Origin of the sequence: Massilia atriviolacea (assembly GCF_003953935.1) — a bacterium.
GTDB lineage: Bacteria > Pseudomonadota > Gammaproteobacteria > Burkholderiales > Burkholderiaceae_D > Telluria_A > Telluria_A atriviolacea.
The window spans coordinates 109,535-130,823 of the sequence record NZ_RXLQ01000011.1; the positions used below are offsets into that span (position 1 = coordinate 109,535).

The window sequence follows — 21,289 nt, forward strand, 5'->3', positions numbered from 1 at the left end:
CTCACATTTCGCGTTTCGGCTCGTTGCGGCGGCCGTCGTCGCGCTGGCGTTCGTCGCGCTGGCGCTCGTCCTGCCCGGCGGCCTCCTGGCCGTTCTTGCCGGATTCATCTTCTTGCGGCGGCTCCACCGTTTGCACCGGCTCGGCCGGCTTGTCCGCCGCCGGCTCGACCTTCTCCGGCTGCGCCTGCTCCGCTGGCGGGATGGCGGCCTCGGCGCCCGCTTCCTGGGCTGGCGCGGCAGGCGGCACGGCGCCAGTCTGGTCGGCCGGCCTGGCCATCGCGTCGGCCGGCGGCGCGAACAGCGGCGCCGCCTGGTTCGGCGCAGGCGCGGTCATCGCTTCCTGCGGCGCCATGGTCAGGGTCGACAAGGTGAACTTCCACTCCGACAGTTTGGTCTTGTTTTCCATGTTCAGGAAGCGCGCGTCGAAATTGCCGACCTTCAGCGGCGGCGCGTCCGACAGGCTGTAGACGCCCAGCACGCCCTGCTTGTCGCCCACATACATGATGCCCCACTCGGCCTTGCCGGTGATCGGGTCGACGAATATCTTGCGCAGGTGGCGCCGCGTGCCGGGAAAGCGCGGGTCCTTCAGCAGGTCCTGCAAGGTGGGCGGCTGCTGCGGCTGGCCGGGCGGCGTGGCGGCGGCGTAGCTGCGCAGCGCATCGCTGAAGGCGGCGCCGATGGCCAGCAGTTCTTCTTCGGCGGCGGCGCGCTGCATGAGCGAGCCGACCTTCAGGCTGGCCGCGCCCACCAGCCCGATCACGGTGACCAGGATGATCAGCCCCAGGTAGGTAAAGCCGGGCGCGCGCAGGCGGCGCGGCGCGGCCCTACCAGTCGAGATACGGTTTGCCGTGACGGTCATTGCCGGGCGCCCCACTCTTGATGCTGTACAGGTTGCCCTTGGTGGTGTCGTCGGGCGGCACCAGGATCCAGCTGGTGCTGCTGTCGGCCACCGGGTCGACCGGGATCGCGCGCAGGTATTTTTTCTCGACCAGCTGTTCCAGCGAATCGGGATAGCGCCCGGTGTCGGCGTAATACTGGTCGATCACGGCGCGCGTATTGCGCAGGTTGTCGGCCAGGATCGTGTCCTTGGCGCTGTCGATGCTCGGAAAAAAACGCGGCACCGCGAGCGTGAGCAGCAGCGCCACGATGCCCAGCACCACCAGCAGTTCGATCAGGGTGAAGCCGCGCCGAGCGCGGGCTTGGTTTGCGTCCATCCGGGCTTGCATCCTCTTTACCATTTGCGGTACGGTACATCGTTCAGGCCGACCCGGTCCGAGGTCGAATACACATCGTACACGTCCTCGCCTTCGCGCGGGTCGGCGGCCTCGCTGGCGTAGCTGCGCTTGCCCCAGGTCTGGGCCGGGTTCAGGTCGCCGCTGGCGCTGAAGGGGTCGCGCGGCACGCGGCGCAGGAAAAAAATCTTGGCGCGCGTCGGACTGCGCACGTCGGGCACGCCCTCGACCAGCTGGTCGAGCGACTTCGGATAGCCGTTGCTGTTCAAGGCGCGCGCGATGCGGCCTTCGTCGTAGGCGCGCTTGTAGGCGTCGATGCCCTGGCGGATTTCGCGCAGGGCGCGGCGCAGCTCCTGTTCCTGCTGGCGTTGCATGGTCACTTGCGTCACCGGCACCACCAGGGTGCCGAGCAGGGCCAGAATCGCCAGGGTCACCAGCAATTCGATCAGCGTGAAGCCGCGGCCCCGCCCGTGCGCCATCATTGCTGCGGCGCGGGCGTGGTTTCCGGGGCCGGCACCGGGGTGACAGCGGCGGCCGGCGCTTCCGGAACCGGGACCGGCACCGGGGCCGGCGCCGGAACAGCAGGCGCAGGCGCGCGCGTACCGGGCGACGGCGGCATCGCCACCGGCGCGCGCGGGGTAGTGTCCGGACGGCGCCGGAAACTGGTCTCGGTGCCGGCGCTGAACTCGGACGCGCTGGCCGGCGGACGCTGGATATTGCGGATCAGGTGCGGGGTAATCGAGAGCACGATTTCGGTGCGGTCGGCGCCGTCGGCGGTGCGCCCGAACAGGCGCCCCACCACCGGCAGGTTGCCCACGCCCGGGATCTTGGTGCCGTTGCTGCGGTCTTCGTTGTTGATCAGGCCCGCCAGCACCTGGTTCTCGCCATCCTTCAACTGCAGCATGGTGGTCGCTTCGCGGTTGCCGATGCGGTAGGCCGTGGTGCCGGAGGCGGTGGTGATGGTGTCGAGCAGGCTGCTGACGGTCAGGCCCACGCGGATGCCGATTTCGTTGTTCAGGTAGATGGTCGGCTCCACGTTCAGGGTCAGGCCGACGTCCAGGTAGGTGATCGACTCCTGCGAAAAGCCGTTCGCCACGCCGCCCGCGGACAAGGTGGTGGTGATGTTCGGGACCTTGTCGCCGATGACGATCTTGGCCTTTTCCTTGTTGCGCACGCGGATGCGCGGATTGGCCAGGGTGTTCGAATCGCCGTCGGTCTTGCGCGCGGTGATCGTGGTCGACAGCGAGGACAGGCCGATGTCGGCCCGCCCCAGCCCGCGCACGGTGTCGAGCGTGAGCGGTCCGCCGCCGGGGGTGGTCAGGGGCGCCAGGGTCACGCTGGTGGGCCAGGCGACGCCCAGTTCCAGCAGGCGGCTGCGCTTGATCTCCAGGATCTCGACTTCGAGCATGACTTCCGGTTCGGCCACGTCCTGCAGCGCCACCAGCTTGGCGGCCAGCTTGATCGCTTCCGGGTTGTCGCGCACGATCACGAGGTTGAGCTTTTCGTCGATGACCACGTCGCGCGACTTGAGGATGGTCTTGAGGGTGTTGGCCACCACCTTCGCTTCGGCGTTCGCCAGGAAGAAGGTCTTGACCGTCATTTCCTGGTATTCCTTGAGCTTGGTCGCCACGTTCTGGTACACCAGCAGGGTATTACCGTCCATGACCTGGTAGTCCAGCTGGTTCGACACCATCAGGTAGTAGATGGCCGATTCGACCGTGCTGTTCTTCAGGAAGATCGACGTCTTCTGGTCGGTCTTGACGTCCTTGTCGAAGATGAAGTTCAGGTTCGAGCGGCGCGCGATCACGTCGAGCACCTGCTTGAGCGGGGCGTCGCGGAACTCGATGCTGATCGGCGTCCTGTAGGCGGCGGACAGGCCCGATTCGGCGACCGGCAAGGCGGTTTGTTCGGCGATCTGCTGCTGCAGCTGGCGCGCCGGCTCGTACTGCGGACGCTCGACCAGGATCGCGGCGACGCGCGCGCGCGCCGGTTCGTATTCCTTGCGCTCGACGGCGGCGGCAGCTTCCTCGATCGCCTTGGCGTGGCGCTGGTCCATCTCGATCAGGCGCAGGCCGGCGCGCGCGCGTTCGTTGGCCGGGTCGAACCCCAGCACGCGCTGGTAGTCCTGCAGCGCCGGCGCGCTCTTGCCGCCGGCGAGGGCGCGGTCGGCCTGGTCGAGCAGGCGCGTGGCGGCGCGGTCGCGCGCGCGCAGATAGGCGGCGCGGAAGACCGGGTTTTCGGGCTGGGCGTCGATCGCCTGGCGGTACTTGATCAGGCCCGCCTCGACTTCATCCTTCTCGACCAGCGAATTGCCTTCGAGGTAAGCGGCGCGCCCGGCGCAGCCGGCCAGCGCCAGCAGCATCAGCGGCATCATCAGCGCCCCCCCCGCGGCGCGCGCAAGGCGGCGCCAGGGTGGCAAATACAGGCAGCGTGTGCCAATCCGGTGGCTAGCCATCAGTCGAAGACTCCAATGTTGAGCTGTTGAACCTGGTTCAAGGGCAGATAGGTCAGGGTCAGTGTGGGCGGCGCAATCGCGTCCACCCGGTACACGCCGTCGATCACCATCTTGTTACGTACGATATAGGTCTTGTCGCCGCGCGCGAGGAACACTTCCCACGCGCCCTCGCCGACCGCCTTGCCGATGTAGACGAAGGGCAGCGGCGGCGCGCTGGGCGGCGGCGGCGGTGGCGGCGGCGTGTTGTCCGGCGGCGGCGGCGGCGGCGGCGGGTTCAGGTTCTGGCTGCCGAATACCCCGCCGCCGAAGTCGTCGCCCTCGCCGATCAGGGCGTCGCGCGCGGCCAGGCGCAGGATGGCCGGTTCGGCCGGCGCGGCGGCCACGGTCGCCGCAGCGCGCGGCGCGGCCGGCGCCGGAGCCGCAGAAGGCGCGCTGCGCTCGACCGCTTCGGCCACGTCCGGCTCGGGCTTGTTATCGCCGAAGACCAGCAGGCCGGCGGCGGCCAGCACGGCCGCGCCCATGGCAAGGTGGCGCGGGCTCATTGCGGCACTCCCGGCTGCTCGGCCAGGTAAAAGGTCATGCGCACGCGCGCTTCCAGCGCCGCCTCGCCGATGCTGTCGCGCTTGAAGCTGATGTCGTCGAGCGAGGCGAAGGGAATCGCGCGCAGCGACATCATCGTGAACTTCCAGATCGCACCGTAGCTGCCCTTGACCGGCAAGGTGACCTGGTAGGTGTGCACGCGCGCGTTGCGGTCGTAACCGGACTTGTAGTCGCCTTGCGAGAGCGACAGGCCGCTCTTGGCGGCGATCCCGAACAGGGTCTTGACCTGCTGCTCGGCGTAGCGCTTCTCGCCCAGGGTGGCGTAGAACAGGGCCAGGTTCTCGTTGGCGACGACCGGCGCCGGCTTGTCGGCAGGCGCCGGCATGCGCGCCAGTCCCAGCGCGACCGCGTGGCGCTGCGCCTGCAGCGCGCGCTGCGGCAGCAGCCAGGCGACGGCGGCGGCGCCGGCCAGCAGCAGCACGCAGGCGCCGCAAAAGAACGAGCCGCGCGCCGCCACGGCCAGGCGCGCGCGCAGCGCCAGCGCGGCAAACGTGGGCGTGGGCGCGCTCATGGCGCCACCCATTCGGCTTCGAGCTGGAAGCGGATCGGTTTGTTCGGATCCTGCTCGTTGATTTCGTGGCGGGTCAGGGTCACGCCGGCGAACAGTTCTTCGCGCTTGAGCAGTTCGACGTATTCGATCATGGCATCGCTGCTTTTCGCTTCGGCGGTGATTTTCAGGCTGCGTTTGCGCGCGTCCGGTTCCAGCGCCAGCATGCCGATGCCGGGCGGCGTGGCGGCGGCGATGGCGTCGTACAGGGCGCGCCAGGGCAGGTTCAGTTGCAGGACGGCGGCGTTCACGCCGGCCGCCTGCGCTTCCGAGATGCGCGGCCCCTGGGCGAGCGGCGCCGTCACCACGGGAGCGCGCGAACGCAGGCGCGCCGCGTCCAGTTCTTCGCTATCGGCGCGCTGCTGCGCCAGCAGGCGCCAGCCCAGCGCCGCGGCGCCGGCGCACAGCGCCAGGCCGATCACGGCCACGGCCCAGGTGCCGGGACCGGCGCGGTGCAAGGTGCGCTGCCAGGACGGCGGCGCGAAATCGATGCGCACCGGCTTCATGGGCGGCTCCCGGTGGCGGCCAGGCGCGCGCAGTCGGACCATCCGCCGCCCTGCCCCTGGCCCAGCAACTGGCAGGCCAGCGCGGGATGGGTGGCGCCCTTGCTCCAGGCGGCCGGCGCGTGGCCCGACACGCTCAGGCGCGCGGGCACGGACAGATTCAGGCGCAGCGCTTCGCGCGCCACGTGCGCGGCCAGCCAGTCGCAATCGGCGCCGTCCGGCAGCGCCGCCGCGCGCACGGCGCGGATGGCGCCGTCCTCGATGGCGGCCATGGTCAGCACGCGCTGCTGCACCAGGCCATACCAGGCGCCCGCCTTCAGGCTCGCGCGCCACTGGTTGAAGCCGGCCACGAATTGCGGCGCCAGTGCGACCAGCGGCGTGCGCTGGGCGGCGCACACCTGTCCGATCGAGGCCAGCAGCTGGCGCGGCAAGGCGGCGACCAGGAAGGGCCGCGCCGCATCCCAGCCGGCGGCCAGCTGCCAGGCGCCGGCCGGCTCGCCGAACAGGGTCTGGAAACGCAGCGCGGCGGCCGCTTCCAGGTCGGCCAGGCGCGCGCTGCCGGCCGGCGGCGTTACCTGCCAGATGCGCGCCAGTTCGTCGGCCAGCACGATCGAGACCGGCCAGCTGGCGCAGCCGTCGAGCAGCTGGCGCAAGGTCGCGGCGATCGATGCGGGGTCGCTGCCGCCGTCGAAGGCCAGTTCGGCCACCAGTTCGGGCGCATGGCCGCCGAAGCGGCTGGTCTTGAGGAGCGCGACGGCGCCGGGCGCGATGCCGACCCGCAGCGATTGTCCGAAGCGTCTACGCATGCAGGGTCACCCGCTTGATTTCGGTGAGCGTGGTGGCGCCGCGCTTGACCAGGTCGAGCGCGGCCAGGCGCAGGCTGCGGGTGCCGTTGGCGTGGGCGGCGGCCTTGATCTGGCGGATCGGGCGCTTGTCGACGATCAGTTCGCGGATCTCGTCGTTGAGGGTGAGGATTTCGGCGATCGAGCGGCGCCCCTTGTAGCCGGTGCCGCGGCAATCGCCGCAGCCCTTGCCCTGCATGAAAAGGTAGTCGCTCACGTCCTTGCGTTCCAGGTTGACCGCATCGAGTTCGGCGTCGCTCGGCGTGAACTGTTCCGCGCAGTGCGGGCAGTTGGTGCGCACCAGGCGCTGGGCCCAGATGCCGTTGAGCGCCGAAACGAAGGCGTAGGGGTCGATGCCCATGTGGGTAAAACGGCCGAACACGTCGAACACGTTGTTGGCGTGGACGGTGGTGAGCACCAGGTGGCCGGTGAGGGCCGACTGCACCGCGATTTCGGCGGTTTCGCGGTCGCGGATTTCGCCGACCATGATCTTGTCGGGGTCGTGGCGCAGGATCGAGCGCAGGCCCTTGGCGAAGGTCAGGCCCTTCTTTTCGTTGACCGGGATCTGCAGGATGCCGGGCAGCTGGTATTCGACCGGGTCTTCGATGGTGATGATCTTTTCGCGGCCGTTGTGGATTTCGGTCAGGGCCGCGTACAGGGTGGTGGTCTTGCCGGAACCGGTCGGCCCGGTCACCAGCAGCATGCCGTAGGCTTCCTGCGCCAGCATGCGCAAGGATACCAGCGAGGGCGCGTCGAAGCCCAGGGCTTCGAGCGTGAGCGCGCCGTAGGCCTCGATCATGGCGCGCTTGTCGAGGATCCGGATCACCGCGTCCTCGCCGTGAATGCTGGGCATGATCGAGACGCGCAGGTCGATCTCGCGCCCGCCCGACTCGACCCGGAAGCTGCCGTCCTGCGGCACCCGGCGTTCGGCGATATCGAGTTCGGCCAGCACCTTCAGGCGCGAGATGATGTGCTCCGCCACTTCGATGCCGCCGACCGAGGTGGCGTGATCGAGCACGCCGTCGACCCGGTACTTGACGGCCAGGCCGCCGGCGGTGCTCTCGAGGTGGATATCGGAGGCGCCGGCCTTGAGCGCGTCGTACAGGGTCGAGTTGACCAGCTTGACGGCCGGGCTGGCGGCCTCGGACACCGAGGCGAACGACAGCACGGCGGCGGTCTTGCCGTCGCGCCGGGCGTCGCCCACGTTGGCCACCAGGGTGTCGACCGCGCGCGCCGACTCTTCCTGCTTGGACAGGTAGGCCTGGATGTCCGACTGCAGCGCCAGGCGCAGGTTCAGCGGCGCGGCCGGGGTGGCGCGCGCGCGCGTGCCGAGCCAGGTCTGCAGGTCGACGTCGAAGGGATCGGCGATCACGCCGAGCACCTGGCCGCCGGGCGCGCGCAGCAGCACGCAGTGGCGCGCCAGGGCCTGCGCCAGCGGCAGCAGGTCGAAGGCGGTGGCGCAGCCGAGCATCTCGGCCGTTTCCATCACGGCCAGGCCGAACGGCTCGGCCAGGGCCTGGACGATCTGGCGCGCATCGAGGCCGCTGGCCGCTTCCAGTTCGGCCACCAGCGGGCGCTGCGTCTGCAGGCTGCGGGCGCGCGCGCGCGCCAGCAGGGTGGGATCGAGGACGGCGGCGGAACTCACGACATGTCTCCCGCCAGATCGAAAATCGGCATATACAGCAGCACCACAATGGCGCCGACGACCAGCCCGATGGCGGCCATCAGCAGGGGTTCGAAAGTGCGGGTGAAGCGGTCGATCCAGCGGCTGATTTCGCCGTCGTAAAAGGCCGCCGACTGGGTCAGCATCGGCCCCATGTCGCCGGTGCGCTCGCCCACCCGCAGCATGCGCAGCGAAATCGGCGTGGTCAGGCTGTTCGCTTCGAAGGCGGCCGACAGCGGCAGGCCGGCTTCGATGGCGCTGCGGGCCGCCGCCAGCGAAGCCCGCATCGAGCTCGACACCATGGCTTGCACGGTATCGATGGCGTTGACGATGGTGATGCCGCCTTCGCTGAGCATGCCGAGCGTGAGGTACAGGCGCGAGAGCTCGTAGATGCGCACCCGCTCGCCGATGCCGGGCAGGCGCGTGACCAGGCGCGCCAGCCCGCCGTTGCGGGTCAGGCGCCGCCACAGCAGCACCAGGCCGGCGGCCAGCGCGCCCAGGCCGCCCAGCAGCAGGCCGGTGTGGCTGCCGGCGAACTGGCCCCAGCCGAGCAGCATTTGCGACATCCACGGCAGGTTGCGGCCGGCGCCCTGGTAGACCTCGGCGAAGCGCGGCACCACGTAGGTAATCAGGAACATGCTCACGCCGCCGCCGACCAGCAGCAGGATCACCGGATAAATGGCGGCGCTGACGATCTTGCTGCGCACCACGTCGATGCGCTGCTGGTAATCGATGTAGCGCGCGAGCGAACGCGGCAGGTCGCTGGTGCCCTCGGCGGCGCGCACGATGCCGATGTAGAGCGGGGAAAACAGGTCGGGCTGGTCGGCCAGCACGCTGGAAAATCGCTTGCCTTCGCGCAAGCCGCCGAGCAGGCGTTCGAGCACGCTGCGGGTCGCGACATTGGCCTCTTTTTCGAGCAGGGCTTCGAGCGCTTCGACGATGCCGAGGCCGGCGGTCAGCAAGGCCAGCAGCTCCTGGCTGAACAGCACCAGCGACAGGCTGGCGCCACGCCCGCGGCGCAGGCCGGCGGCGCGCACCGGTTCGACCGCGCTGACGAACAGCCCGCGCGCTTCGCACTGGCGGCGGGCATCGGCCTCATCCTGGGCGTCGACCACCTGGCTCTGAATGCTCAGGTCGGGCGCAAGGGTACGGACAGCAAACTGCATGAGGCCTTTGAAGGGGAACGAAAAACTGCGGGGTCAGGAATCTATTGCGACGTGATGTCGGCGTTTTCGCCGGTGCCGCCGGGCTGGCCGTCCTTGCCGGTGGACAAGATTTCGTACTCGCCCTTGGTGCCCGGCGCGCGGTACTGGTAGGGACGACCCCATGGATCCTGGGGCACGGCTTTTTTCAGGTAGGGACCGTTCCACTTGGCGCCGGCGGTGGCGGGCGCGGTCAGCAGCGCAGCCATGCCTTCTTCGGTGGTCGGGTAGCGGCCCACATCGAGGCGGTAGGTGTCGAGCGACTTTTCGAACGCTTCGATCTGGGCCTTGGCGACCGTCACTTCCGACTTGCCGAGCTGGGCAAAATACTTCGGTCCCACATAGGCGGCGAGCAAGCCGATGATGACGATGACAACGAGTAATTCAAGCAGGGTGAAGCCCGCATGGCGCACGCGCCGGGAGTGGTTGATTTTCGTTACTGCAAACATCCGTTCGACTCCTCAATGCTGAATTTGGCGTGCAAGGCTACCATGCCGCCGACGGTTGCGACAACTATTCTTTCATAGCGGGCGCAGCAAGGTTTGGCATGCTTTTGAGCAAGGATTTCGACGGTGCTTGCCGCGCGCTTTGCGGAGCGGTGGCGGCGCTGCCGGACCGGCAAAAAAAATGCACATCTGCCGTCGCCGGACAAATGTGCATTGCATACAGGCAGGCGGGCCGCACGGCCCGCCATGCCGGCACTTAGCGTGCCGCCCTGGTGGCGCGGCGGCGCACGAAGGCGACCAGGCCCAGGCCGGTGAGCACCAGCAGCAGGTCCGACGGTTCCGGCACCGCCACGCGGACGATGCTGTCGGTCGTGTAGCGTACGGCAGCGTCGTTATCGACCGAGTACGGGATCAGGCTGAACTCGACCACCGACACCGACTGGGTCAGGTAATCGCCCAGCGCATCGTACATCGAGACGCTGAAGGTCGAGCCGAAGCCCGGCACCGTCAGGAAGTCGCCGCTGAAGCTGACGTCGAAACCGAACATGCCGCCCAGGGTCAGGTCATGCGAGACCGAATTGAACATCATGGTGTTGGCCAGGCTGACCGAAGCCGGCAGGGCACCGACCACGCTGCCGGAACGATCGAACTCTTCACCCAGGGCGCCGGTGAAATTGCTCACCGTCGCAATCGCGCCGGAAGCGCCGAAAAAGCCGGACATGACGAAATCAACCGATCCGAGGCCCGAAAACTGGCTGGTATTGATGTCGACGTGATACGTCGGTCCTGCCGATGCATTGCCGATGCCGAAAGCCAGGGTGGCGGCGAGCAGCGCTTGTTTTACAAAAGTCCTGAAATTGAACATATTGCTTCCCTTTAGATTGAACCACTTAAAATTTTACTAACGAAACCAATACCAAGTCGACGCGGGTTGCTGAACACGACTTTGAGTGTGATTTTTTCCCCAGCGGGAATTGTAGCATTGTTAACACTCACATAAGGTTCATTTCCTGCAACACCTGACTGATTATCAAGAGTGACCCCCTCGGTCAAGCCCGTCAGCAACAAATGGACCGGGCCGTCGATGGCCGCGCCGGAGGTGTTGGTCAGGGTGATGGTGGCGCTGAACTTGTTGGCCTTGCGGTCGACGCTCAGGCCGGAGCGCTCTTCGCGGAAGGCTGCGGTGACGTCGAGCTGGGCCGGGGCCAGGTTCAGGGCCACCACCACCGGATCGTGATCCGAGGAGCGGAAGGCATCGTTCTTGAACAGGGCCTGGGCGGCGGCGCTCTTGGCGTCGGTGTTGTAGTCGATCACGGTCGGTTCGTCCGCATTGGTATGCCATTCGGTGGCGCCGACGACCTGGGCGTCGAGCGAGGTGCTTGCCAGCGCATGGTCGAGGTAGCCGCTTTCGCCGTCGAAGACGTAGGAGTAAGGAATGCCGGACGGACGCACGAAGCGTTCCAGCTGGTTGACCAGGCCGGCCTGGTTGAGCAGGTGGATCGGATCTTCGAAGCCGTGCGCATTCATGTCGCCGATGACCAGCACATCCGGGTCGCCGGCGCTGGCCACGACGTGCGGAATGAAATAACTGGCCAGGCGCTGCGCCTGCTGCACGCGGGTGGCGTTATTGCAGCTCTGGCCATCGCCCAGGTCGGCATTCGCGCCCGAGCCGCAGCCGCCCTTCGACTTGAGGTGGTTGACGATCACCGAGAACTTCGCGCCGTTGCCGGCCTTGAAGGTCTGCGCCATCGGCGGACGGTTGTTGACGGCGTCGCCATCGGACAGCGCGCCGCCCGCCAGCGCGACCCTGGCCGGCTTGTAGATCATCGCCACGCGGATCGCGTCGGTGCCGGTGCTGGCCGGCTTGGGCACGTAGGCATAGGCGTCGGCGCCGATGGCGGCGTTGAGCTGCCTGACCAGGTAGTCGACCGCGATATCGTCGTTGTTCTGGATTTCCATCAAGCCCACCACATCGGCGTCGATGGCCTTGAGTTCGTTGACGATCTTGTCGCGCTGGCGCACGAATTCGGCCATATTGTCGGCGCCACGGCAATTCGACGCACGCGTGGTCGAGCCGACCTTGCAGCCCTGCCCCGTGCGGCCCCAGGCGTCGGCGCCGTCGAGGAAGGTGGTGAAGAAGTTGAGCACGTTGGCGCTGGCGACCTTGACGTTACCGACCGGCAGTTCCGGCGCGGCCAGGCGCGGATTGCTGCGCGTGAACGACGGCGCCATGGTCGGCTGGATCTTGAAGGCCGTGCGGCCGCCGCCGATGGCGCCGAAGTCGACCACGCCGACCAGGTTGCTGACGCTGTCGCCCGCGCGCACCGTGCCATCCTGGCCGAGGTAAGGGATGCCCGAGCACGCCACCACGTCGGCGCATGGCGGGGTGGCGGGCGGCGGGGTGACGAACCAGCTGTCGTCGAGCACCAGTTCGTTGCGCGCATTGGCGGCCGCCAGCGTCAGCGCTTCCGGCGTGCCCGGACGGAAACGGTTGGTCGCGGTTTCACGGCGGCCCACCGACAAGGTCAGCTCGCCTCGGTCGCCCAGGTAATTGGTCTGGTTGACGGTCAGGGAATTGCTGATATTGACCAGCATGGCTTCGTAGCGCGCCAGGTCCATGCCCGGCTCGAACACGATATTGGCCGGGGTCACGCTGTTCCCGCTGCCGAGCACGTCGGTACCGGTAATGTCCTTCATTTCCGTGTAGGTGCGCAGCGCGCCGGTCGGCCTGTACTCGACGATGGTGCCCTTGACGCGCACCAGGTCGCCCACGGCGACGGCCGGCGCGGTGCCGGTGAACACGAACAGGCCGTCCGAGGTGGCCGGGTCGCCGTCGCCGTTGGCATCCTGGATGAAGTAGCCGTTCGACACCTTGTGCGTGACCACGCCCTGGGTGCTGACGCTGACATTGGCGAACGGGCTGGCGGCGCCCGCGCCCTGGATCTGCGCAATGGTGGCGGCGCCGGAGACGCTCACGTTCACCGGGCAGGTCGCTTCCTGGCCGGCATTATTCGTGAAGCGGATCACCAGCGGATAGCTGCCCGAGGCCAGGGCCGCGCCAGCCTGCAGGTTGACGCTGGCGAAGGCGCCGTTGGCGCTTGCCGCCGTCAGGCTGCCCAGGCTGATGCCGGGCACGGCGCCGCTGGCGATCACGGCGCCGTCGACGATGCTGTCTTCATCCGAGGCGCGCAGCAGGAGCGCGCCCGGCTGGCCCTGTTCGATGGCCAGGCTGGCCGGGCAGACCGGCACGATCGGCTTGGCTTGCGGCACGGTGGCGCCGCAGGTATTGCGCGCCGAGGCGCTGGTGCGCGGGGCCGGCGCGCCGGTGGCGAAATCGGCGCTGTTGTCGTCGCTGTCGGCGCAGCCGCCATTGGCGCGGAACAGGGCCAGCGATGCCGACATGGCCGGCGCGCGCGTGCCCTCGGCGCCGTTGGCGGTGCCGAAGCCGACCAGGTCGGCGATATTGGCGCCCGTCGGGGTAGCGCCGCTGAGCGTGGCGGTATCGCGCACCAGGGCGACTTTGCCGGTGGTTCCCGACATGTTAAAACCGCTTTGCGGCACGATGACCGGGGTTGGCAGCGCAGGCTGGCCCGTGCCGCCGCTCTGCTGCTGGATCAGGACGTACTGGCCCGGTTCGATGGTAAAGGTCGGCAGGGCCGACTTGCCGCTCCAGGCGCCGGTGCTGGTGGCCGAGCCGTACTGCACGCTCCACCCTTCGGCGGTGACCGGGGCGCTGCCCCGGTTGAAGATTTCGATGTAGTCGTGGGTAAAGAAGGTGGTGTTGGCATTGCCACCGGCACCATACACCTGGCTGATCACGAGGTCGGGCGAGACCGCCATCGCGGGCGAGGCAAAACCCGCCATCAGTGCGGCCAGCACGGTTAGCCGGCCGGGAACGTGGAGGGTTGCTGCGAGCTTTTTCATCGAAACTTCCTGAAGGGAGGAGATTGGAATCGTCATTGTCATGCTGACTACGGACGTTGGAGTTCTATGTTAGCAAAAAGTATTCTTCCATAGTAAATTTCATCATAATTGTGATAAATGACAACATGATGACAGCGCCCCGCCTGGAACACCCAGGCCGATGGCGGCGCTGCCTCAGCGTCCGTACGGCGCGGCCAGCGGCTCGCCGATGAACAGGCCCTGGGTCGGCCAGGCCACGCTGCGCCAGTAGGCTTCGATGGCGGTGCTGCCGCTCAGGTAATGTTTGAGCAGGATGCCGGGATGGGGGAATTTTTGCCAGTGGTTGCAGGGCTCGCTCACGCTGCCGTAACTGGCGGTGGCGCCCGCTTCCAGCCAGCGCAGGCTGCTCATCTGGCTGGTGCCGTACAGGTCGCCGCCGAAGGAGGTCAGGTGGTCGGCCAGCGCGCCCGGCAAGAACTTCACGCTGTCGAGCTTGTCGACGCGCGCCATGCCGGTCTGGTAAATCATGATGTCGCTCACGCCTTCGAGCGCGTCGCTGTGCAGGGTTTTGGTGCGGATTTTTTTGGCGGCGATCTGTCCGTCGCGCGGAAACAGCTCGGCCCGCGCATTGCGGGCCGCCTGCGAGGTCACCAGATAATACGCTGTCGCGTTCGGCACGCGGAAGCCGCTGGCGACGCCACGGTCGATCAGGGCCCTGGCCTGGGCCACCGAATCGGTCGGCAGCAGCATCGACAGGCGCATGCGGAAGTCGGCCAGCGGCTGCACCGAGCTGGCGTTGAAATAGGCGCTGGGGCGGCTGGCGGCGCAGGTATTGCTGCACTGGCCGGCGTCGAAACCCATGCTGTAGGCGGCGGTGATGGCATTGCATTCGACGGCGTAAGGCGCACTCCACACCATCAGCACGGCGTCGATGCCGGCCGGAAGCTGGCTGTCGATGCGCTCCTTGAGCGCGCGGAAGGCGGCGGCGTCGAGGCGCTGCGGCTTGCCGGGAATCGTCACATGGATGATGTTGGCGGCCGGTAGCGCGCGCGCCTTGCGGTAATACGCGGCGATCGCCACGCTGTTCGGTTCGGCGTCGTTGACGACCAGGGCCAGCTGGCTGGGCCGCAGGCGCGACGCCGGGACCCCCTGGGCGCCGGCCTGGCCGGTGGCGCCGCTCAGGGCAAGGATCAGCATCAGGGCAGCGCGCAGGGTCATCGAATCGCCAGGGTCGGGGAACGGGGCCGTTTGCCCCGCAGCGCCGATTATAGCGCCTGGACCGGTGGCGCCGGCTGCCTGCCTGGCGCCCCCGGCGGGCAGCCGGCGGCTGCGGCCGGATCGGCCGGATCGGCCGTTGCCGCTGCCGCGCAGGCTGGCGGCGCGGGCGGCGGGCTGGCCTCGCCCTGCCCGCGCAAATGCTCGGGGCGCTCTTGCGCGCGGCGCTGAATTTCGATAGAGAAAGCTTGTTCGTAGGGCACCATGCGCAGCTGCTCGGCCTCGCGCTCGGCCGCGCTCACCAGCGGCGCGGCCGGCTGCACGGCGCCACCCGGGGCGCTGGCGGGCGCGCCGGTGGAAGGGAGGGAAGATTGCTGCATTGCGGAATTTACAACCGTGCTGGCAGGGCTGGCAACGGGGCTGGTAACGGGGCTGCTGGTCGTGCCGATCGGCTCTCCACCGCCGCATGCGGTCAGTGCGAAGATGCCGGCGCAGAGGATGGCGCGCTTGAATACGTTAAAAAACATACTTCCTCACATCAGATAAATTCGGATAACGGACCGAATTCTATGCGTGGGGAAACAGTTCTGGTGGGGAAATTTATTTCAAGATTTCACAAATTGCTTATTTTTATCTATTTTATCCGATGTTGAACGAGGAAGAACTAACGTAGTCCGAACATGCCTGACGGGAAACATAAAAAATTTTTTGGAAACGTCAATTTCAGGACACGAAAAAAGCCCTAAGTTGTAACTAAGTGTATTTAGCAACATTTTCTTTGAACAAGACGCTAGAAATCGATTGCAGCAGGTTGTTGCGACGCAGCATTTAAGTTGTCTGACAACCAATGCGCCTGCCCTGCCGCTGCCACCTGGACATGAAAAAGGGGAGCCGCAGCTCCCCTTCCCCTCCCCCTTCACCCTTCCCGTGCCCGGCGCAGCGCTCAGGCGCGCTGGTAGATATCTTCGAAGCGCACGATATCGTCCTCGCCCAGATAGCTGCCCGACTGCACCTCGATGATGTGCAGCGGCACCTTGCCCGGGTTTTCCAGGCGGTGATTCATGCCGATCGGGATGTAGGTGGACTCGTTTTCCGACAGCAGGCTGACCTTCTCGCCGCAGGTCACGCGCGCGGTGCCGCTGACCACCACCCAGTGCTCGGCGCGGTGATGGTGCATCTGCAAGGACAGTTTTTCGCCCGGCTTGACGGTAATGCGCTTGACCTGGAAGCGATCGCCGGCATCGATGCCCTCGTAGTAGCCCCAGGGACGGTACACCCTGGTGTGATGCAGGTGCTCGGTGCGCTCCTTGGACTTGAGGTGGTCGACGATCTGCTTGACCCGCTGCACCTGGTCCTTGTGCGCCACCAGCACCGCGTCCGGGGTTTCGACCACCACCAGGTCGCTCACGCCGACCACGGCCACGATGCGGCTCTCGGCCCGCACCAGGGAGTTGCTCACGCCGTCCAGGTAGACATCGCCGCGCTGCACATTGCCTTGCGCGTCCGCCGCGCGGCCCTGCTGCACCTGCCACAGCGCCGACCAGGAGCCGACATCGCTCCAGCCGATGTCGGCCGGCACCACCACCGCGTGGCGGGTGCGCTCCATCACGGCGTAATCGATCGAGTCGGACGGGCAGCTGGAAAAGGACGCCTCGTCCAGGCGGCAGAAATCGAGGTCGCGGTAGCCGAGCCGCACGGCCGCTTCGGCCGCCACGGCGATGGCCGGGGCGAATTCGCCCAGTTCGCGCAGATAGCCTTCGGCGCGGAACAGGAACATGCCGCTGTTCCAGTAATAAGCGCCGTCGGCGACAAAACCCTCGGCGCTGGCGCGGTCGGGTTTTTCGACGAAGCGGTCGACCTGGTAGGCCCCCGACGCCCCCGAGGCCCCGGCCGCCGGCGCGCCGCGGTGGATGTAGCCGTAGCCGGTTTCGGGCGCCTGCGGCACGATGCCGAAGGTGGCCAGGGCGCCATCGGCCACCAGGGTGGCGGCCTGGGCCACCGCCTCGGCGAAGGGCACGGGCTTGTCGATCACATGGTCGGCCGGCAGCACCAGCATGACCGCATCCGGATCGATGGCGCGCAGGTAGTTGGCGGCGGCCGCGAGCGCCGGGGCGGTGTTGCGGCCGACCGGTTCGAGCAGGATGCCGAGCGGGGTGACGCCGATTTCGCGCAACTGCTCGGCCACCAGGAAGCGGTGCTCGTTGCCGCACACCACCAGCGGCGCCATCAGCCCGGGCCAGCCTGCCACGCGCAGGACGGTATCCTGCAGCATGGTCTTGTCGCCGACCAGCGGCAGCAGCTGCTTGGGCAGGACCGCGCGCGACAAGGGCCACAGGCGCGTCCCCGCACCACCGGACAGGATCACTGGGTAGATTTTCATTGCATCTCTTTCAGGTCGTTTTAGTACCGCTGTTTTTATGGGTGCCGCCTGCCGCGCCTACTTCACCGCTTCGAGCGGCGCTTCGGTGCGCCGGGCAAAGCGGCGGTCGCGCGCATTGACCCACTCGCCCGAGGCATAGTCCGAGACGTGCTTCATTTCGCCGGCCCGGTCCACACTGTAATCCTTAAAGACGATCATTTCATCTAACGTTACATCGCGCAAGACCCGTGTGTATTCGAACAACACACTGCGCACGATCCTGGCGCCTTCGCAGATGTGGCTGCCGTGCCCGATCCAGCTCGGACCGACGATGGTCACGCCCGCTTCGATGCAGGCGCCCGAACCGATGTAGACCGGCCCTTCGATGGTGGTGCCCTCCCAGTCGATGCGGGTGTTCAGGCCCACCCACAGGCCGTCTTCGACCTGGATGCCGGGCACGTCCATGTGGGCGACTTCGCCCAGCAGCACGTTCTGCAGGGTCTGCCAGTAGTCGGACACGCTGCCGATGTCGATCCAGTTGAAGCCGCGCGTCTGGGCGTAGAACGGCATGCCTTCCTTGGCCAGCAGGGGGAACAGTTCGGAGCCGATGTCGAACGGCACACCGGAGGGAATCAGGTCGATCACCTGCGGCTCGAAAATATAGATGCCGGTGCTGATGAAGTTCGACTTGGCTTCGGCTTCGGACGGCTTTTCCTGGAACTCGGTGATGCGGCCATCCTTGTCGGTGACCACCACGCCGTAGCTCGATACCTTATCCCAGGGAACTTCCTTGGTGATGACCGAACACAGCGCGCCCTTGCGGCGGTGCTCGAACAGGGCCGATTTGAGGTCGAGGTCGATCAGGGCGTCGCCGCACAGCACGATGGTGGTGTCGTCGAAGAACTTGCCGAATTCCTGGATCTTCTTCATGCCGCCGGCCGAGCCGATCGGCTGCGGCACGACCTCGCCTTCGTCGTTGGTATAGCCTTCGAAGGAATAGCCGATCTGGACCCCGAACTGGTGGCCTTCGCCGAAATACTCTTCGATCTTTTCGTGCAGATAGCTGACGTTGACCATGATTTCGGTCACGCCGTACTTGGCCAGATGCTCCACCAGGTAGGCCATCACGGGTTTGCCCAGGATCGGGATCATCGGCTTGGGCAGATCATAGGTCAGGGGACGCACGCGGGTGCCTTTACCAGCAGCCAGGATCATCGCTTTCATGGGGGTTCTTTCCTTAATTTACTTGTCGAGCACGTGCTCAAGCATTATTTGGGCAGGGATTGCCAGCGCCACGCATCGGCGCACATCCGGGCCACGTCGCGCTCCGCCTTCCAGCCAAGCTCGCTTTCGGCAAGGCTGGGGTCGGCGTAGCAGGCGGCGATATCGCCGGGACGGCGTGCCACGATCCGGTAGGGCACTTGCTTGCCGCTGGCCTGTTCGAACGCGCGCACCATTTCCAGCACGCTGTTGCCGCGCCCGGTGCCAAGATTGTACGTAACAACGCCGGACCCTGTCGCCAGCTTGCTTAAGGTTTTGACATGCCCGATGGCCAGGTCGACTACGTGGATGTAATCGCGCATGCCGGTGCCGTCCGGGGTCGGATAATCGCCGCCGTAGACCGACAGGAATTCGCGCCGGCCTTCGGCCACCTGGGCGATATACGGCAGCAGGTTGTTGGGAATGCCGCTCGGTTCTTCGCCGATCAGGCCGCTCTCGTGGGCGCCGACCGGGTTGAAGTAGCGCAGCAGCGCGATGCGCCAGTCCGGGTCGGCCACGATCAGGTCGCGCAGCATGTCTTCGATGATCAGCTTGCTGCGGCCGTAGGGATTGGTGGCCGACAGCGCGAAGTCTTCGCGAATCGGCACCGAGACCGGGTCGCCGTAGACGGTGGCCGAGGAACTGAATACCAGCGACTTGACGTCGTGGCGCGCCATGGCCGCGAACAGCACCAGCGAGCCGGACACGTTGTTGTCGTAGTAGCGCAGCGGCTGCGAGACCGACTCGCCCACCGCTTTCAGGCCGGCGAAGTGGATCACGGCGCCGATCGTGTGCTCCTTGAAGACGGCGTCGAGGGCGGCGCCGTCGCGGATGTCGCCTTCGATGAAGGTCAGCGGCTGGCCGCTGATGCGCTCCACACGGCCGAGCACGCTGCGCTGGCTGTTGGAAAGGTTGTCGAACACGATAGGCTGGTGGCCGGCCTTGATCAGTTCGACACAGGTATGCGAGCCGATGTAGCCCAGGCCGCCGGTAACAAGAATTTTCATGGTGACACTTTCGGAAAGAGGTGGAGGCAGCCGCTGGCCGCCTTACTTGCCCTGCGGCAGGGCGCGCGCAAGGCTCATGCGATTCAACAGCACGCCGACCGGCAACAGCAGCAGCTGGTCGTCGAACTCGCCGCCGGCCAGGCCGGGGTCGCGGTTCAGGGGGCGCGCGATAAAGGTGCTGCTGGCGGCGGCGTTGAAGCGTTCGTCCAGGTTGGTGGCCGAGCCGCCCGGCTGGCGCACCCCGTGCACGCTGGTGCCGCCGTGCTCGCGCCCGTACGAAAACACCACCGCCGCGCCGCACTGGGTGGCCATCGAACAGGCGGCGGCGCCGCTCTGGTAGACCAGTTGGCCGTCGCGCCGCGTGAGCACGGATTTGGTGCCGAAGGCCACGGTGGGCTGGATCGGCGCCGCGCTCATGGACGGGGTGACGCTGTAGCGCAGCAGCTTGCCCCAGCCGTCGCCCGCTGCGATGCCCAGGGTGACCCAGGGCAGCAGGCCGCTGCAGCGCTCCTCGCTGTCGCAGCGGCCGTCGAACTCGCGTCCGTCGCCGCCCTCGAGCGCGGGGCGCGGCAGGCGTCCGTTGAGCAGCGCAAAGCCGACCAGCGCGTCGCGCGCCTGGACCAGCGCGGCCGTGCTGCGCCGCTCCGGACCGGACTGGGTATCGGTGCGGGAGACGCCCGCCATCAGCAGCGATGCCGCGCCCAGTCCGGCCACGGCCAGCATCAGCAGCAAGGCGGCGCCGTGCTGGCGCCGCCCGCCGATGACGGTGTTTACAGGCGCCATACCTTGATGCCGGCCTCGGCCAGCGCGACATGGTCGAAGCAAGCCTTGACGTCGATGAACACGCCGCCCTTGATCAGTTTCTTCTGGAAGTCTTCGATCGAGGTGGCCATCAGCTGGCGGTGCGAGACGGCCGCCACGACCGCGTCGGCGCGCGGCAGTTCATCCCAGCCGACCAGCTTGACGCCGTATTCGTGCATGGCTTCGTCGGCGTCGGCGTAGGGATCGTGCACGAATACCTCGACCCCGTAGGTTTTCAGTTCGGTGATCACGTCGGCCACCTTGGAATTGCGCAGGTCGGCGCAGTTTTCCTTGAACGTCAGGCCCAGCACGTTGACCCTGGCGCCCTTGATGTAGCTGCCGGCGGCGATCATGTTCTTGATGGTCTGCTCGGCGATGAACTTGGCCATGCCGTCGTTGATGCGGCGGCCGGCCAGGATGACCTGCGGGTGGTAGCCCAGCATGTCGGCCTTGTGGGTCAGGTAGTAGGGGTCGACGCCGATGCAGTGGCCGCCCACCAGCCCCGGCGAAAACTTGAGGAAGTTCCACTTGGTGCCGGCCGCCTTCAGCACTTCGGAGGTGTCGATGCCGATCTTGTCGAAGATGATGGCCAGTTCGTTCATCAGCGCGATGTTCAGGTCGCGCTGGGTGTTTTCGATGACCTTGCAGGCTTCGGCCGCCTTGATGCTCGAGCAGCGGTGCACGCCCGGCTTGACGATCGATTCGTACATGGCGGCCACTTTTTCCAGCGTTTCCGGGGTGTCGCCCGCGACCACCTTGAGGATGGTGGTGAGGGTGTGCTCCTTGTCGCCCGGGTTGATGCGCTCAGGGGAATAGCCGACGAAGAAATCCTCCTTCCACTTCAGGCCCGAGGCTTTTTCGAGCACGGGGATGCACACTTCTTCGGTCGCGCCCGGATACACGGTGGACTCGTAGATGACGGTGGCGCCCTTCTTCATGTGCTTGCCGACCACCTGGCTGGCGCCGATCAGCGGGCCGAAGTCGGGATTGTGGGCGATGTCGACCGGGGTCGGCACGGCCACGATGATCAGGTCGGCGTCGCCGAGGCGGGCCGGATCGTTGGTGTACTCGGCGTGCACGGCCGCGGCCATCTGCTCGTCCGACAGTTCGCGCGACGGGTCGACCCCGCGGCGGCAGGCTTCGACTTTGGAGACCGAAATATCGAGGCCGATGGTCGGACCCAGTTTCGCGAACTCGACAACGAGGGGGAGTCCGACGTAGCCGAGACCGATGACGCCAATTGTGCTCATAAAA

General features: G+C 66.9%; 20 protein-coding genes. All 20 read right to left on the reverse strand.

Translation table 11 applies throughout. The features are described from left to right. Position 1 precedes the first annotated feature (1 nt). Positions 2 to 859 (reverse strand): type II secretion system protein, encoded by an 858-nt coding sequence (locus EJB06_RS32615; protein ID WP_229427181.1) that lies wholly within the window; start codon positions 857 to 859, stop codon positions 2 to 4. Then, complete coding sequence (locus tag EJB06_RS20555; protein ID WP_229427182.1) at positions 825 to 1,214, reverse strand: type II secretion system protein; 390 nt, start codon at positions 1,212 to 1,214, stop codon at positions 825 to 827. The genes EJB06_RS32615 and EJB06_RS20555 overlap by 35 nt, the downstream gene beginning before the upstream one ends. A 17-nt stretch (positions 1,215 to 1,231) precedes the next feature. Further along, positions 1,232 to 1,711, reverse strand: coding sequence for a type II secretion system protein (locus EJB06_RS20560; RefSeq protein ID WP_370660144.1), 480 nt, complete (start codon positions 1,709 to 1,711; stop codon positions 1,232 to 1,234). Further along, positions 1,711 to 3,606, reverse strand: a complete 1,896-nt coding sequence (locus EJB06_RS20565; RefSeq protein WP_126075892.1) for a secretin GspD/PilQ domain-containing protein — start codon at positions 3,604 to 3,606, stop codon at positions 1,711 to 1,713. The genes EJB06_RS20560 and EJB06_RS20565 overlap by 1 nt, the downstream gene beginning before the upstream one ends. Positions 3,607 to 3,686: 80 nt before the next feature. Next, positions 3,687 to 4,229, reverse strand: coding sequence for a hypothetical protein (locus EJB06_RS20570; RefSeq protein WP_126075893.1), 543 nt, complete (start codon positions 4,227 to 4,229; stop codon positions 3,687 to 3,689). Then, entirely contained in the window at positions 4,226 to 4,798 is a 573-nt protein-coding gene (locus tag EJB06_RS20575) for a hypothetical protein (protein ID WP_126075894.1), read from the reverse strand. Before EJB06_RS20575 ends, EJB06_RS20570 begins: the two co-directional genes overlap by 4 nt. Beyond that, positions 4,795 to 5,340 (reverse strand): PilN domain-containing protein, encoded by a 546-nt coding sequence (locus tag EJB06_RS20580; RefSeq protein WP_126075895.1) that lies wholly within the window; start codon positions 5,338 to 5,340, stop codon positions 4,795 to 4,797. The genes EJB06_RS20575 and EJB06_RS20580 overlap by 4 nt, the downstream gene beginning before the upstream one ends. Continuing rightward, the gene (locus tag EJB06_RS20585; protein ID WP_126075896.1) at positions 5,337 to 6,143 is read right to left on the reverse strand and encodes a type 1 periplasmic-binding domain-containing protein; all 807 of its coding nucleotides are present in this window, start codon (positions 6,141 to 6,143) and stop codon (positions 5,337 to 5,339) included. The genes EJB06_RS20580 and EJB06_RS20585 overlap by 4 nt, the downstream gene beginning before the upstream one ends. Further along, complete coding sequence (locus tag EJB06_RS20590) at positions 6,136 to 7,824, reverse strand: GspE/PulE family protein (RefSeq protein WP_126075897.1); 1,689 nt, start codon at positions 7,822 to 7,824, stop codon at positions 6,136 to 6,138. The genes EJB06_RS20585 and EJB06_RS20590 overlap by 8 nt, the downstream gene beginning before the upstream one ends. After that, positions 7,821 to 9,008, reverse strand: a complete 1,188-nt coding sequence (locus EJB06_RS20595) for a type II secretion system F family protein (RefSeq protein ID WP_126075898.1) — start codon at positions 9,006 to 9,008, stop codon at positions 7,821 to 7,823. The genes EJB06_RS20590 and EJB06_RS20595 overlap by 4 nt, the downstream gene beginning before the upstream one ends. A 41-nt stretch (positions 9,009 to 9,049) precedes the next feature. After that, entirely contained in the window at positions 9,050 to 9,493 is a 444-nt protein-coding gene (gene gspG, locus EJB06_RS20600; protein WP_126075899.1) for a type II secretion system major pseudopilin GspG, read from the reverse strand. A 253-nt stretch (positions 9,494 to 9,746) separates the two neighbouring features. After that, entirely contained in the window at positions 9,747 to 10,355 is a 609-nt protein-coding gene (locus EJB06_RS20605) for an NF038129 family PEP-CTERM protein (RefSeq protein WP_126075900.1), read from the reverse strand. Between the two features lie 11 nt (positions 10,356 to 10,366). After that, the gene (locus EJB06_RS20610; protein WP_229427183.1) at positions 10,367 to 13,414 is read right to left on the reverse strand and encodes an ExeM/NucH family extracellular endonuclease; all 3,048 of its coding nucleotides are present in this window, start codon (positions 13,412 to 13,414) and stop codon (positions 10,367 to 10,369) included. 174 nt (positions 13,415 to 13,588) lie between these two features. Further along, positions 13,589 to 14,611 (reverse strand): TIGR03790 family protein, encoded by a 1,023-nt coding sequence (locus EJB06_RS20615; protein ID WP_126075901.1) that lies wholly within the window; start codon positions 14,609 to 14,611, stop codon positions 13,589 to 13,591. 47 nt (positions 14,612 to 14,658) lie between these two features. Then, positions 14,659 to 14,988 carry a hypothetical protein gene (locus EJB06_RS20620; RefSeq protein WP_126075902.1) on the reverse strand — a complete coding sequence of 110 codons (330 nt, stop codon included), beginning with the start codon at positions 14,986 to 14,988 and terminating at the stop codon, positions 14,659 to 14,661. A gap of 563 nt (positions 14,989 to 15,551) precedes the next feature. Further along, the gene (locus tag EJB06_RS20625) at positions 15,552 to 16,988 is read right to left on the reverse strand and encodes a mannose-1-phosphate guanylyltransferase/mannose-6-phosphate isomerase (RefSeq protein WP_126075903.1); all 1,437 of its coding nucleotides are present in this window, start codon (positions 16,986 to 16,988) and stop codon (positions 15,552 to 15,554) included. 57 nt (positions 16,989 to 17,045) lie between these two features. Beyond that, positions 17,046 to 18,191, reverse strand: a complete 1,146-nt coding sequence (locus EJB06_RS20630; protein ID WP_126075904.1) for a nucleotidyltransferase family protein — start codon at positions 18,189 to 18,191, stop codon at positions 17,046 to 17,048. Between the two features lie 44 nt (positions 18,192 to 18,235). Further along, positions 18,236 to 19,234, reverse strand: a complete 999-nt coding sequence (gene galE / locus EJB06_RS20635) for a UDP-glucose 4-epimerase GalE (protein ID WP_126075905.1) — start codon at positions 19,232 to 19,234, stop codon at positions 18,236 to 18,238. A gap of 42 nt (positions 19,235 to 19,276) precedes the next feature. Beyond that, complete coding sequence (locus tag EJB06_RS20640) at positions 19,277 to 20,017, reverse strand: hypothetical protein (protein ID WP_126075906.1); 741 nt, start codon at positions 20,015 to 20,017, stop codon at positions 19,277 to 19,279. Beyond that, a complete protein-coding gene (locus EJB06_RS20645) occupies positions 20,005 to 21,285 on the reverse strand; it encodes a nucleotide sugar dehydrogenase (RefSeq protein WP_126075907.1) in 1,281 nt (426 codons plus the stop codon). The genes EJB06_RS20640 and EJB06_RS20645 overlap by 13 nt, the downstream gene beginning before the upstream one ends. Positions 21,286 to 21,289 lie beyond the last annotated feature (4 nt).